Source organism: Saccharopolyspora sp. NPDC045941 (assembly GCF_056431445.1).
Genome location: NZ_JBWKKU010000046.1, coordinates 35,319 through 50,845 on the forward strand (window position 1 = coordinate 35,319; position 15,527 = coordinate 50,845).

Annotated in this window: 1 protein-coding gene; it reads right to left on the reverse strand. The window is 71.0% G+C overall.

Annotated elements, in window-relative coordinates; translation table 11 throughout:
- Positions 1 to 13: 13 nt before the first annotated feature.
- Positions 14 to 15,409, reverse strand: a complete 15,396-nt coding sequence (locus AC07FN_RS30865) for an SDR family NAD(P)-dependent oxidoreductase (protein WP_478398767.1) — start codon at positions 15,407 to 15,409, stop codon at positions 14 to 16.
- Positions 15,410 to 15,527 lie beyond the last annotated feature (118 nt).

A 15,527-nucleotide genomic window follows, 5' to 3' on the forward strand; every position in this document is an offset into this window, starting at 1 on the left:
TGGTTCCCGGGGGCTAGCGCCCGCTACTCTCGAATGCCTTCTGCACCAGGCTTTCCACGTCCATGGCGTCGATGTCCGCCGCGGGCTCCGCGGCGGGTCGGCCGCCTTGTGGCGGGATGTCGGTCGGCTCGCCGAAGAACTTCCGGTGCAGGAGGGCGGCGACCTTGGCGGGCGTCGGGTGGTCGAAGACGAGGGTCGTGGCCAGCGGCAGATCCGTGGCGGCGGTGATCCGGTTGCGGAGTTCGACGGCGGTCAGCGAGTCGAAGCCGAGGTCCAGGAACGGCCGTTCCTCGGGCACGTCGTCCCGGCCGGCGTGGCCGAGCACGCCCGCCACCTGATCCCGCACCAGGTCCAGCAGCGCCTCCGACTGCTGCGTCGCCGACATCCCGGCCAGCCGCCGGTGCAGCGGCTCGGCAGCGGAGCGTTGTGCTCGTTGCTGCGGGAGGAACTCGGTCAGCAGCGGCGGCACGGGGTTCGCGCGGGCGTAGGCGCGCAGGGTCGTCGCATCGAGGTGCAGGGGGAGCAGGTGCGTGCTGGGAGTCCCGCAGGCCTCGTCGAACAGCCGGAGGCCGTCGTCGGGTTGCAGCGGCACGATGCCGGCCTGCGTCATCCTCGCCAGGTTGACCTCGCTCAGGTCGGTGGACATGCCGCTGGAGACCTGCCACGGTCCCCAGGCCAGGGCGTGCGCGGGCAAACCGAGATCGCCCCGGTGCTGGGCGAGGGCGTCGAGGAACGCGTTCGCCGCGGCGTAGTTCGCCTGCCCCGGGTTGCCGAAGATCGCCACGGCGGAGGAGAACAGGACGAACACGTCCGGCTCGTAACGCCGCGTGGCCTCGTGCAGGTTCCACGCCGCCGTGACCTTGGGGGCCAGCACTGCCGCCAGGTCGTCGGGCCGGAGGGCGTGCACCGGGGCGTCCCGCAGGACGCCGGCGGTGTGGATGACCCCGGTCAGCGGGTGCTCATCGGGGATGCCTTCGAGCAACCCGGCCAGGGCCGCCGGATCGGTGAGGTCGCAGGCGGCGATCTCCACCTCGGCGCCGAGCGCGGCCAGGTCGGCGAGGAGTTGCTCGGCGCCGGAGGCGGCCGGTCCCCGGCGGCTGACCAGCAGCAGCGGCCCCCGGTGCGCCGCCGCGAGGTGACGGGCGACGAGGCTGCCCAGCGCGCCGGTGCCGCCGGTGATGAGCACGGTGCCGTGCGGGTCGAGTCCGCGGGCGGAGCCGTCGCCGGTCGGTTCGGTGGGCGCCAGGCGCTGGGCGAACAGCTCGCCGCCTCGGAGCGCGACCTGCTGTTCCCCGTGGTGCAGCGCGGTTGCGACGGCGCGGCCGACGGTTTCGGGTGCCGCATCCGGATCGTCGACGTCCATCAGCAGGATCCGGTCGGGGTGCTCGGTCTGCGCGGGGCGCAGCAGCCCCCACAGCGGGGCGGTGCCGAGGTCCGGTGCTTCGCCGGGGTGGACGGTGACCGCGTTGCGGGTGAGCAGCACGAGCCGCGACCCCGATTCTCGGCCCAGCCAGGCTTGCACGAGGTCGAGGAGCTGCTGGGTCCGCCGGCCCACGAGCGCCGGGATGTCGGCCGCATCCGGGTGATCGCGCTGGTCGATCACGATGACGTCGTTGTCGGGCACCAGGTCCTGCCCGGATGCGATCCAGCCCAGGTCCACCGCTTCGGCCTGCTGGGCGAGGGGCCGCCAGACGAGCTGGAACAGGCGGTCGGGGTCGGCCGGGCCCGCGGCGAGGGCCTTCAGGCCGAGCCGCACGGCCGCCACCGGAAGGCCGGACTCGTCCACGACGTCGAGCTGCACTTCGGTGGGGAAGTCGTAGCGCCACGCGGCTCGCAAGCCCGCAGTTCCGGCCTGGTGGGCTTCGCCGTCGGCGATCTCATCGTAGAAGTCCTGGAGATCGACCGGAGCGATGTCCGCTGCGGTGGGAGCGGCGCTGCGAAGGCGGCCGGATGCGTGCAGGGTCCAATCGCCGTCACCGCAGCGCGAGTGGAGGGTCAGCGCGAGGTTGTCGTCGTCGCCTGGCGTGGTGGCCAGTTGCAGCACGGTGCGGTCCTGCGGATATCCATTGTGGATGGTCAACTCGTCGAGCATGTGACCGAGCCGGTTGGCTGCGTGCAGCGCCATGTCGAGGACGGCGGTGCCCGTCAGCGGCGCGTCTGGCGTGATCTGGCCCGTGAAGATGGTCTGGCCGGTCTGCGGCACGTCGATGCGCGCGCTGAGCAGCGGATGGCCGGTGCTCTCGAAGCCCAGGTCCTCGGCGCGGCTCGACGGCTCCGGCGTCGCCCAGAAGTCCCGCCGCTGGAAGGGATAGGTGGGCAGGTCGAGGGTTCGGGCCGGGATGAGGGCCGCGGTCCAGTCGGGGTTGAGTCCGGTGGCGTGGGCGTGGGTGATGGCGGTGAGGTACGCGGTGGCGTCGTCGGTGCCGGGTTCGAGGGTGGCGTGGCTGGGTGTGTCGTGGGTGGTTCGCGCGAGGGTGGTGAGGGTGGTGTCGGGCCCGAGTTCGAGGTGGTGGGTGATGGTGTGGTGCTGGTGGAGCCAGGCGAGGGCGGGCGCGAAGCGGACGGCTTGGCGTACTTGGCGGGCCCAGTAGGCCGGGGTGGTGATGTTGTCGGTGGGGTTTCCGGTGACGGTGGAGATGATCGGGATTTTCGGCGGGTGGAAGGTGAGGTCCTGGGCGGTTCGTTCGAGTTCGTCGAGCAGTGGCTCGCAGTGGGGTGAATGGAATGCCCTGCTGGTGTGGAGTTTCCGGACGGTGCGGCCTTGGTCCTGCCAGTGGTCGGCGATGGTCTGCACTGGGTCTGGGTCGCCGGAGATCACTGTGGACTGTGGGCTGTTGATGGCGGCGATGGAAACGCCGCTGTTCGGGTCGAGGAGTTCGGGATGTGCTTCGGTGAGTTCTTGCTCGCTGGCGTTGATCCCGGCCATGACGCCGTGTGCGGGGAGGTTTTGCATCAGGCGGGCGCGTGTGGCCAGCAGGCGTGCTGCGTCGGGCAACGTGAGTACGCCTGCGAGGTGGGCGGCGGTGAGTTCGCCGATGGAGTGGCCGATGAGGTAGTCGGGGGTGATGCCGTGGTGTTCGAGCAGCCGGAACAAGGCGACTTGCAGCACGAACAGTGCGGGTTGTGCGACGAGTGTCTGCTCGACCTCATCGGGCTGCCCGTGGAAGACGATGTCGGTGAGCGGCCGATCCAAGCCCAGCAGGGGGTCCAGGTGTGCGCAGGCTTCGTCCCAGGCTTGGGAGAACACGGGGAACGTCTCGTGCAGGCCCTGTCCCATGCCGGGCCGTTGGCTGCCCTGACCGGACAACAACATGGCCACAGCGGTCTCGTCAACCGCGATACCCCGTGCTACGCCGGGGTGTTCTCCTGAATGAGCCAGGCTCTTCAGCCCTGTCAGCAGTTCCTCGTGGTCGTTGGCGAAGATCGCGGCGCGGTGCGCGAAGGCGGTCCGCGCGGTGGCCAGCGACCACGCCACGTCGGCGGGCGACCAGTCCGGGTTCTCCATCAGCCGGGAGTGCAGCTGTTCTGCTTGTGCTTCAAGAGCTTCCGGAGTCTTCGCGGAGATGACCCACGGCATGAGCGCGCCGCCAGGGTCCACGACGACCGTGCGTTCCGCGGCCTGGGACGGCTGTTCGAGGATGAGGTGTGCGTTGGTGCCGGAGACGCCGAAGGCGGAGACGGCGGCGCGCCGTGGCCGATCGCTTTCCGGCCAGGGCTGGGGTTCGGTGAGCAGCGCGAGAGTGCCGCTGCTCCAGTCGATGTGCGGTGAGGGTTCGTCGGCGTGCAGCGTTGCGGGCAGTTCGTCGTGGTTGAGCGCCTGCACCGTCTTGATGACACCTGCGACGCCTGCGGCGGCTTGGGCGTGGCCGATGTTGGACTTCAACGACCCCAGCAGCAGGGGCTTCTCGGCGGTGTGGTGCCGGCCGTAGGTCGCCAGCAGTGCTTGGGCTTCGATGGGATCGCCCAACGACGTCCCGGTGCCGTGGGCCTCCACCGCGTCGACATCGGCCGGGGTGAGCCCCGCATTGGCGAGCGCTTGCAGGATGACGCGTTCCTGCGACGGTCCGTTGGGCGCGGTGAGTCCGTTGCTTGCGCCGTCCTGGTTCACCGCGCTGCCGCGAACCACCGCGAGCACGCGGTGACCGTTGCGCTCGGCGTCGGAGAGCCGTTCCAGTACAACGACCCCGACGCCCTCGGACCAGCTCGTGCCGTCGGCCGAGGCCGAGAACGCCTTGCAGCGGCCGTCCTGGGCGAGCCCGCGCTGGCGGCTGAACTCGATGAACACGTCCGGCGTGGCCATGATGCTGGCGCCTCCGGCGAGAGCCATGCTCGACTCGCCGGAGCGCAGCGACTGGCAGGCCAGGTGGATCGCCACCAGCGACGACGAGCAGGCGGTGTCCACGGTCACCGCCGGGCCTTCCAGCCCCAGGATGTAGGCGACGCGGCCCGACAGGACGCTGGCCGTGGTGCCGGTGCCGACGAACGGCTCCAGCTCGCCCGGCGTCGGCTTGCGCCGCAGCACCGCCGCGTAGTCCTGGCCGTTCGTTCCCGCGAAGACGCCGGTCGGCGTGCTCCGCAGCGTCGCCGGGTCGATTCCCGCGCGCTCCAACGCCTCCCAGGAGGTCTCCAGCAGCAGCCGCTGCTGCGGGTCCATGGCGAGCGCTTCGCGCGGGCTGATGCTGAAGAACTCCGGGTCGAACGCCGCCGCGTCGTGCAGGAATCCGCCGCTGCGGACGTAGGTCCGGCCGACGGCGTCCGGGTCGGGGTCGAAGATCCCGGCGAGGTCCCAGCCGCGGTTCGCCGGGAACGGCGTGATCGCGTCGGTCCGGGAGCCGACCAGCTCCCACAACCCCTCCGGCGAATCCACGCCGCTGGGCAACCGGCACGCCATGCCCACGATCGCGATGGCCTCGCCAGCGGCCGGCTGCGCGGCAACGGGCGCGGCGGTCGGCTCCTCGGGCGTGAGCCGACAGAGGACGTGGTCGGCGAGTGCCGCGAGTGTCGGGTGGTCGAAGGCCAGCGTCGCCGACAACCGCAACCCGGTGCTCTTGGCGAGGCGGTTGCGCAACTGGACGGCGGTGAGCGACTCGAAGCCGAGCTCCTGCAGCGGCCTGCTCGCCGGGACCGCCGCCGGATCGGCATGCCCCAGCACGGCGGCGACCTCGCCGCGCACCAGCTCCACCACGGCCCGGCGCCGTTCCTTCCCGGGAAGACCGGTGATCCGCTCGCGCAGCGCGGCGTGCGGCTCGTCGGAGCTTGCGGCCGCGTCGTGGCCGGTTTCGGAGAGGCCGGCGAAGCAGCGGGACGCGTTCGACGCGACGAACCGGTTCCAGTCGACGTCCGCGACGGCGACGACGTGGTCGTCGTTGCCGATGGCCTGCCGCAACGAGGCGATGGCCAGCTCCGGGGACATCCCGAGCAGACCCCGCCGGGCGGCCTCGGCGTCGTCCGAGTCGTCCCACGGGCCCCACTCGACCGAGACCGCGCGCAGCCCGGCGGCCCTGCGCCGACGCACCAGCGCGTCGACCCAGGCGCTGGTCGCGGCCCCGGCCGCGTAGCCCTCGGCGCCCCAGGCGTCGGTCACGGCGGAGAGGAGGACCAGCGCTTCGATCCGACCGTTGACGAGCAGTTCATCGAGTTGGGCGAGCTCGGTGATCGAGCGCCGCATCGCCGCTTCGACGTCCGCCGCGTCCGTGGCGGCCAGGAGCCCGGTGGCCGTTTCGCCGGGAACGATGTGGAACACAGTGCGCGCGGGGTCCGGGGTCGTGGCGATGCCGTGCTCGCCCAGCAGCTCGGTCAGGCGATCCACACCGGGCGAAGCCCCGGTCACCAGGACGGCTTCGTCGGGCTGCCAGGGGGAATCGGTCGTTGCGGGCACCCGGGCCAGCCGCGCGACGCGGGTGCCGGCCGGCCGGATCGCGACCTGGTCCTCCGCGCGCTCGGCGAGGATCGCGGCGAGGGACGCGGCGGCCCGGCGGTCGGGGCGCAGCGGCAGGTCGACCAGCCCGCCCCAGCGGTCCGGGTGTTCCAGCGCGATCACCCGGCCCAGGCCCCACAGCGCCGCGAGCTCGGAGTTGGGCGGCTCGTCGTGCTCGTCGACCGCGACCGCGCCGCGCGTCAGGCACCACAACGGGGCCGCGACACCTGCGTCGCCGAGCGCCTGGACGAGCGTGATCGTGGCGGTGACCGTGCCGAGCAGCGAGACGATGCCAGTCGGGGCTTCGTCCCGGAGGAGATCGGCCAACTCGCTTCGGGAAGCCTGATCGTCGATCCGGATCGGGTGCGCCTCGGCCACGGCCATGGCCTGCGCGGCGGTGTCGAGCACGTCCCGCTCGGTGTCGGGTGCGCTGATGATGAGCCAATTTCCGCGTGGGGCAGGAGGATTCTCCGGTGCAGGGGCCGGGTGCCACTGGACCTCGTAGCGCCAGGAGTTCAACGTGACCTCGGCGCGCTGGCGCCGTCGCCACGCCGACAGGGCGGGCACGACGTCGTGCAGCGGGGTCTCGGGGGCGATGTCGAGGGCCTTCGCGACCGCGCCCGGGTCGTTGTCCTCCACGGCGGTCCAGAAGCTCGCATCGGAGCCGGTCTCGGCGCCGCGGTCGGCCGGCGGGTCGAGCCAGAAGGACTGGCGCTGGAAGGCGTAGGTGGGCAGGTCGACGGTCCGCGTCGGGGTGAGGACCGCGGGCCAGTGCGGCGAGAGTCCGGTGGTGTGGGCGTGGGTGAGGGCGCTGAGGTAGCCGGCGGCGCCGTCGACGCCGGGTTGCTGCGTTGGGAGGCTCGGCGTCTCGTCGTGGCTGGTCAGGGCATGGGTGGTGAGGGTGGTGTCGGGCCCGAGCTCCAGGTGGTGGGTGACGCCGTGGTTCTGGTGGAGCCAGGCGAGGGCGGGTGCGAAGCGCACGGGCTGGCGTACCTGCCGGGCCCAGTAGGCGGGCGTCGCGATCTCGTCGGTGGCGGTCCCGGTGACGGTGGAGATGATCGGGATCTTCGGTGGGTGGTAGGTCAGCTGGTCGGCGGTGCGTTCCAGTTCATCGAGGATCTGCTCGCAGTGGGGGGAGTGGAAGGCGCGGCTGGTGTGCAGCTCTCGGGTGGTGCGGCCCTGGTTCCGCCAGTGCTCGGTGATGGCGCGCGCTGGCTCGGGGTCGCCGGAGATGACGGTGGACAGCGGGCCGTTGATCGTCGCGATCGAAACGCCGCTTCGCGCATCGAGGAGTTCGGGATGCGTCTCGATGAGTTCCTGCTCGCTGGCGTTGATGCTGGCCATGACGCCGTGTGGGGGGAGGCTTTGCATCAGGCGGGCGCGGGTGGTCAGCAGTCGTGCTGCGTCGGGGAGGGTGAGTGCGCCTGCGAGGTGGGCGGCGGTGAGTTCGCCGATGGAGTGGCCGATGAGGTAGTCGGGCCGGATCCCGTGGTGTTCGAGCAGTCGGAACAGGGCGATCTGCAGTGCGAACAGCGCTGGCTGTGCGATCAGTGTGTCTTCGACTTCGTCGGGGGTGCCGTGGAAGACGATGTCGGTGAGTGGCCGGTCCAGTCCGAGCAGCGGGTCGAGGTGTGCGCATGCTTCGTCCCAGGCTTCGGCGAACACGGGGTACGCCTCGTGTAGGCCGTGTCCCATGCCGGGGCGTTGGCTGCCTTGCCCGGACAGCAGCATCGCCACGCCCAGATCGCCTGCTGCTACGCCTCTTGCCACGAACGCGCTTTCCCCGGCGCGGGCGAGGGTTTCCAGTCCGGCCAGAAGTTTCTCGCGGTCATCTGCGAGAACGGCGGCGCGGTGCTCGAAGGTGGCCCGGGTGGTGGCCAGTGACCAGGCGACCTCGGCGGGCGTCCAGTCGTCCCGGTCGCGGAGCTGGTCGTGCAGCCGTTGTGCTTGCGCTGTCAGCGCTTCCGGTGTCTTCGCGGAGAACACCCACGGAACGATCGACGAGACAGGATCGTCCTGTGTGGACTCATCTGGTGGTGCCTGTTCGAGGATGAGGTGTGCGTTGGTGCCGGAAACGCCGAAGGATGAGACGGCGGCGCGGCGCGGATGGTCGGCTTCGGGCCAGGGCTGGGGTTCGGTGAGCAGCGCGAGAGTGCCGCTGCTCCAGTCGATGTGGGTCGATGGTTGGTCGGCGTGGAGTGTGGCGGGCAGCTGGTTGTGGTGGAGGGCCTGGATCATCTTGATGACGCCTGCGACTCCGGCGGCGGCTTGGGTGTGGCCGATGTTGGATTTCAGCGACCCGAGCCACACCGGTCGTTCGGCGGTGTGGTGCTGGCCGTAGGTGGCCAGCAGTGCTTGGGCTTCGATGGGGTCGCCCAGCGATGTCCCGGTGCCGTGGGCTTCGACGGCGTCGACATCCGCGGGCGTGAGCCCGGCGTTGTTGAGCGCTTCCAGGATGACGCGTTCCTGCGACGGACCGTTGGGTGCGGTGAGGCCGTTGCTGGCACCGTCCTGGTTGACGGCGCTTCCCCGGATCACGGCCAGGATGCGATGACCGTTGCGCTGGGCGTCGGACAGCCGCTCCAGCACCACGACCCCGGCGCCTTCGGCCCAGCTCGTTCCGTCGGCGTCGGCAGAGAACGCCTTGCAGCGCCCGTCCTGTGCCAGCCCGCGCTGGCGGCTGAACTCGATGAACGGGGTCGGCGTCGCCATGACGCTGGCGCCGCCGGCCAGCGCCAAGCTCGACTCGCCGGACCGCAGCGATTGGCACGCGAGGTGCATCGCTACCAGCGACGACGAGCACGCGGTGTCCACCGTGACCGCTGGGCCTTCGAGGCCGAAGGTGTAGGACACCCGGCCCGAGGCGATGCTGCCCGCGCTGCCGTTGCCGAGGTAGCCTTCGAACTCCGGGAGCACCCGGCCGGCGAGCCGCCCCGCGTAGTCCTGGTAGATCACGCCGGTGAACACCCCGGTCCGGCTACCCGGCAGCGAGCCCGGGTTGATGCGCGCGTGTTCGAGCGCTTCCCACGACGTTTCGAGTAGCAGCCGTTGCTGCGGGTCGATCGTCGCGGCTTCCCGGGGGCTGATGCCGAAGAACGCGGCGTCGAACTCGTCGGCCTCGTGCAGGAATCCGCCGCGCCGGGCGTAGCTGGTTCCCGGGTTGTCGGGGTCGGCGTTGAAGAGCGTGGCGAGGTTCCAGCCTCGGTTGGTCGGGAAGCCGGTGATGGCGTCCGCGTTGTCGGCGAGGAGCTGCCACAGCTCGTCTGGCGAGTGGACACCGCCGGGCAGGCGGCACGCCATGCCGACGATGGCGATGGGCTCGTCGGACACCGAGGCACGAGCCGGGGTGGCGACCTGCTGCGCTCGGGGGAGGAGACGCTGGCGGAGGTGGGCGGCGAGCGCTTCGGGCGTGGGGTGGTCGAAGGCCAGCGTGGTGGGCAGCCGCAGGCCGGTCGCCGCGGCGAGCCGGTTGCGCAGTTCGACCGAGGTGAGCGAATCGAACCCGAGGTCCAGGAACACGCGGCCGGCCGGAATCGACTCGGCCCCGGAATGCCCGAGAACGGCGGCGGCTTCGCGCCGGACCACCTGCAGGAGGGCCTGCTCGCGCTGGTTCTCGTCGAGGCCGTCGAGGAGCTGTTCCAAGGGCCGGTTCGGACGCCGTTCGGCGGCCTGCCGGGGTTTGAGATCGCCGAGAATCGCCGGGGCGTTCCGAAGCCGTGACGTGTCGAGGCGCAGCGGGACGAGCCACGGTGCCGGCCGCCTGCAGGCAGCGTCGAAAGCAGCCGCGCCGCCGTCCGGATCGAAGGGCAGGGCGCCGGTGCCCGCCATGCGCTGGTGGTCGGCATGCGCGAGGTGCTGGGTCATGCCGTCGCCGGTGTTCCAGGGCCCCCAGGCCAGGGAGTGCGCGGGGAGTCCGCGGGTGTGGCGGTGTTGGGCGAGCGCGTCGAGGAAGGTGTTGGCGGCGGCGTAGTTGGCTTGGCCGGGGCTGCCGAAGATTCCTGCCGCTGACGAGTAGAGGACGAAGAACGCCAGGTCGTGGTGTTGCGTGGCGAGGTGGAGGTGCCAGGCGGAGTCCACTTTGGATTCCGCAACGGTGGACAGCTGCTCCGCGGTGAGGGCGTGCAGCGGCGCGTCGCGGAGCACGCCGGCGGTGTGGACGACGCCGGTCAGCGGGCGTTCGGCGGGGATGCTGCCGATCAGTTCGGAGAGCTGGTGCTGGTCGGTGACGTCGCAGGTGGAGATGGTGACCCGGGAGCCGAGCTCATCGAGTAGAGCTTCGGCGTTGGGTGCGGCTGGGCCATGGCGGCTGGCCAGGAGGAGGTGGCAATCGGGGTGTTGCGCGGCGAGGTGCCGGGCGAGAACGCTGCCCAGCGCGCCGGTGCCGCCGGTGATCAGGATGGTGCCGCGTGGATCGGGCGCTGCGGGCACGGTGAGCACGAGCTTGCCGGTGTGACGCGCGTTGGCGAGGTAGCGGAACGCCTCCGGGGTCTGCCGGATGTCCCATGCCGTGACCGGCAGCGCGGTGAGCCGTCCGCGTTCGAAGAGGCCGGTGAGATCGGCCAGCATGCCCTGCTGGTGAGCGGGATCGATCTCGGAGAGGTCGAAGGCGTGGAAGTGCAACCCGGGATGGTCGCCGGGGTCGCGGAGGTCGGTCTTGCCGAGCTCGATGAAGTGCCCGCCCTCGTTGAGCAGGTCCAGCGAGGCGTCGAGGAGTTCCCCGGTGAGCGAGTTCAGCACGACGTCGACCGAGGGGAATTGCGTCGCGAAGTCCGGCGTGCGGGACGAGGCGATGTGATCTGCGGGAATGCCGAGCTCGCGCAGGAGGGCCCACTTGGTGGGGTGTGCGGTGGCGTAGATGTCGGCGCCGCAGTCCTGGAGGAGCTGGACGGCGGCCATCCCGACCCCACCCGCGGCGGCGTGCACCAGGACCTTCTGCCCGGGCTGGACGGTCGTGAGGTGACGCAGGGCGTAGTAGGCGGTCAAGAACACCGCAGGAGTTGCGGCGGCCTGGGCGAAGCTCCACCCGTCGGGAACCGGCGCCAACAGCCGGTGGTCGGTGACCGCGAGCGGGCCCATCGCGCCGGGCAGGATGCCCCACACCCGGTCGCCGACCCGCAGGCCGGGCACGTCGCCGGCGATCTCGGTGATCACCCCGGCGCCCTCGACGCCGAGCGGCGGGGTGCCGGGGTACATGCCGAGGGTGTTGAGGACGTCGCGGAAGTTCACGCCGACCGCCCGCACGGCGACCCGGACCTGACCGGCCGCGAGCGGTGCCTGCGCCTCCGGGAACTCCGCGAGGTGCAGGTTGTCGATGCTGCCCCGCTCGGACACGTCCAATCGCCACGACATCGAGTCCGGGGCCGCCAGCTCGTTCCGCGCGTCGGCGCGGACCAGCCGGGGCACGAACACGGCATCGCCGCGCACCGCGATCTGCGCCTCACCGTGCCGCAGAGCTGCTTCGACGGTGCGCCGCAGCTCCTCGTCATCGCCGCTGGAGTCGGTGTCGACGAGCGCGAAGCGGTCGGGGTGCTCGTTCTGCGCCACCCGCAGCAGGCCCCACAGCGGCCCCGTGACCAGGTCCGGGACTTCGCCCGGCTGCACGGCCACCGCACCGCGGGTCACCAGCACGAGGCGCGTTCCGGCGAGGTGCGGTGCCGCCAGCCAGGTCTGCAGTTCCGCCACCACCCGCTGCGATGCCTCGCCGACGAGCCGCGCGATGTCGTCGCCGGCGGCGAGGCCACACTGGTCGAGCACCGCGATGTCCGGAGCCGGCTCGCCGGATGCGACGGCATCGCTCAGCGCGGTCACGCCCGAGTCGATCAGCGCCCAGCGCGACTGCGGAGCGTCGGTGTCGTCGAACGCCTGCGGCACCCAGTCCAGGCGGAGCAGGCCGTTGTCCTCCGGGACCGCGTTCGGCACCCGCCGAAGTGCGAGCGATTCGATGGTGGCGACCGGAAGTCCATCGTGGTCGGCCAGGTCGAGCTGGAACGCGTCGGCCCCGGAGTGCCGGAGGCGGACCCGGAGACCGGTCGTCGCGGAGCCGTGGATGCGCACGCCCGACCACGAGAAGACCAGGCGGGTTCGGCGGTCCTGCGAATCGCCCCCGATCAGCCCGGCGTGCTGCGCGGCGTCGAGGAGAGCGGGATGGACCGCCCAACCGCTGGGGCTGTGATCGTCGGGGAGCGCGACTTCGGCGTAGACGTCGTCGCCGTGCCGCCAGGCGGTGTGGAGCCCTTGGAAGGTCGGCCCGTAACCGAAACCGTGGTCGGCGAGGCGGTCGTAGAGGTCGCCGACGTCGACCGGTGTCGCACCCGCCGGTGGCCAAGCAGCGAGATCCGCAGTGGACGGGTTCTCGGGAGCGGCGACGAGCGTGCCGGTGGCGTGGCGCGTCCAGACCTCTTCCGCCCCCGGAGCACGGGAGTAGAGCGTGACGGTTCGCCGACCGTCGTCCTCGGCGGTGATGGCCATGTGGAGCGCGACGTGCCCGTGGTCGGGGAGTCCGAGCGGCGTGTGGAGGGTGAGTTCATCGACGGCGCAGCCGAGTTGTGCGGCCGCGTGGAGCGTCATGTCGAGGAACGCGGTGCCGGGGAGCAGGACGTTGCCTTGGACGGCGTGGTCGGCGAGCCAGGGGTGCGAGTCGAGCGAGACGCGTCCGGTGAGGGTGGTTTCGCCGGTGTGGGGCGTGGTGATTCGTGCGGTGAGCAGGGGATGGCCGGTGGTGGCCATGCCGAGCTGTTCCGGGCGTCCCGCCGCCGGCGGGTTGAGCCAGTACCTCTCGTGCTGGAACGCGTAGGTCGGCAGGTCGAGAACCCGGTTTTGCGGGAGGAGTGCGGCCCAGTCGGGGCTGAGTCCGGTGGTGTGCGCGTGGGCGAGTGCGGTGACGTAGCTGGTGGCCTCGTCGGTGCCGGGGTTCAGCGTGGCGTGGCTGGGCGTGTTGTGAGTGGCACGCGCGAGGGTGGTGAGGGTGGTGTCGGGCCCGAGTTCGAGGTGGTGGGTGACGCCGCGGTGCTGGTGCAGCCAGGCGAGGGCGGGCGCGAAGCGGACGGCCTGGCGAGCCTGGCGGGGCCAGTAGGCCGGGGTGGTGATGTCGTCGGTGGGGCTTCCGGTGACGGTGGAGATGATCGGGATTTTCGGCGGGTGGAAGGTCAGACCCCGGGCGGTTCGTTCGAGTTCGTCGAGCAGCGGCTCGCAGTGGGGTGAGTGGAATGCCCTGCTGGTGTGCAGTTTCCGGACGGTGCGGCCTTGGTTCTGCCAGTGGTCGGCGATGGCGCGAACCGGATCTGGGTCTCCGGAGACCACTGTGGACTGTAGGCTGTTGATCGCGGCGATGGAAACGCCGCTTCGTATATCGAGGAGTTCGGGATGTGCCTCGGTGAGTTCTTGCTCGCTGGCGTTGATCCCGGCCATGACGCCGTGCGCGGGAAGGTTCTGCATCAGCCGGGCGCGTGCAGCCAGCAAGACGGCCGCGTCTGCCAGGGTGAGCACACCGGCGACGTGGGCGGCGGTGAGTTCGCCGACGGAGTGGCCGATGAGGTAGTCGGGCCTGATGCCGTGGTGTTCCAACAACCGGAACAACGCCACCTGCAGCACGAACAGCGCTGGCTGCGCGATGAGCGTCTGCTCGACCTCATCGGGCTGCCCGCGGAAGACGATGTCGGTGAGCGGTCGATCCAGTCCCAGCAGCGGGTCCAGGTGTGCGCATGCTTCGTCCCAGGCTTGGGCGAAGACCGGGTACGCCTCGTACAGTCCGCGTCCCATGCCGGGCCGTTGGCTGCCCTGACCGGACAACAGCATGACGATGCCCGGGTTGTCCACCGCAGCGCCGAGCGTCACCGCATCGCTCGTCTCGGCACGGGCGATGGCGGCCAGCCCTGACAGCAATTCCTGCCGTTCAGCGCCGATGATCGAGGCGCGGTGCGGGAAGTGGGTGCGGGTCGTGGCCAGCGACCGGGAGACCTCGGCAGGCGTCCACGCGTCCCGGCCGCGGAGGTGGGAGTGCAAGCGTTCGGCCTGCGCTTCAAGGGCCTCTGGCGTTTTCGCCGAGATCACCCACGGCACCACTCCAGCGCCCGCGTCGGCCTCTCCTTCGCCCTGTTCGACGGCACCTCGGGATGCCTGTTCGAGGATGAGGTGTGCGTTGGTGCCGGAGACGCCGAAGGCCGAGACGGCGGCGCGGCGCGGGCGGTCGCCTTCGGGCCAGGGCCGGGATCGGGTGAGCAGCGCAAGGCTGCCGCTGCTCCAGTCGACGTGGGTCGCGGGTTCGTCGGCGTGGAGCGTGGCGGGCAGCTCTTCGTTGTTGAGCGCCTGCACTACTTTGATGACGCCTGCGACGCCTGCGGCGGCCTGGGTGTGGCCGATGTTGGACTTCAGTGATCCCAGCCACAAGGGACGTTCGGCGGTGTGGTGCCTGCCGTAGGTCGCCAGGAGCGCTTGCGCTTCGATCGGGTCGCCGAGCGAGGTCCCGGTCCCATGGGCTTCGACGGCGTCGACGTCGGCGGGCGTCAGTCCGGCGTTGGTGAGCGCCTCTTGGATGACGCGCACTTGCGACGGTCCGTTCGGTGCTGTGAGGCCGTTGCTGGCACCGTCCTGGTTCACCGCGCTACCGCGGATCATGGCAAGCACGCGATGTCCGTTGCGCTGCGCGTCGGAGAGGCGCTCCAGCACCACGACGCCGGCGCCTTCGGCCCAGCCGGTGCCGTCGGCGTTGGCGGAGAACGCCTTGCAGCGACCATCGCGAGAAAGCCCCCGTTGGCGACTGAACTCGACGAAGATCCCCGGCGATGCCATGACGGTCACCCCGCCCGCCAGGGCGAGCGTCGATTCCCCGGATCGCAGCGATTGGCAGGCGAGGTGCATGGCCACCAGCGACGACGAGCAGGCGGTGTCCACGGTGACAGCCGGGCCCTCCAGCCCGAGCGAGTAGGCGACCCGGCCGGACACCACGCTCAGCGCCTTTCCGGTGAGGAAGTAGCCCTCGAAACCCTCCAGCGGTTCGCGCAGCGGCGGGCCGTACTCCGGCAGCACCGTTCCCGCGAACACCCCGGTGCGGCTGCCGCGAAGGCCACCGGGGGCGATGCCGGCGTTCTCGACGGCCTCCCACGAGGTCTCCAGCAGGAGCCGCTGCTGCGGATCCATCGCCGTCGCCTCGCGCGGGCTGATCCCGAAGAACGCGGCATCGAAAGCCGATGCGTCCCGGAGGAATCCGCCGTGCCGCACGTACGACTTCCCGGCGGCGTCCGCATCCGCGTCGTACAGCTCGTCCACGTCCCAGCCGCGATCGGCGGGGAACTCCGAGATCGCGTCGGTGCCGGTGCGAACCAGCTCCCAGAGCTCGTCCGGAGAGGTGACGCTGCCGGGGAAGCGGCATGCCATGCCCACGATCGCGATCGGCTCGGCCGCGTCGTCCTCCGCCGCGCGCAGCCGGTTGCGCGTGTCGTGCAGCTCAGCGGTGACCCGAGCGAGCAGGTGTCGCATCTGATCGTCGGTCGTCATGCGCAGCAACCTCTTTCTGCCGGTCAGCTGATGCCGAGCTCGCGGTTGATGAATTCGACGATTTCCTCGTTCGACGCGGATTCGAGCCGCGCGGCGACCCCGTCCCGTCGCGGAGCAC

Coding starts and splice junctions, on each gene's coding strand:
- AC07FN_RS30865 (WP_478398767.1), bottom strand. CDS start 15,409: ATGACGACCGACGATCAGATGCGACACCTGCTCGCTCGGGTCACCGCT.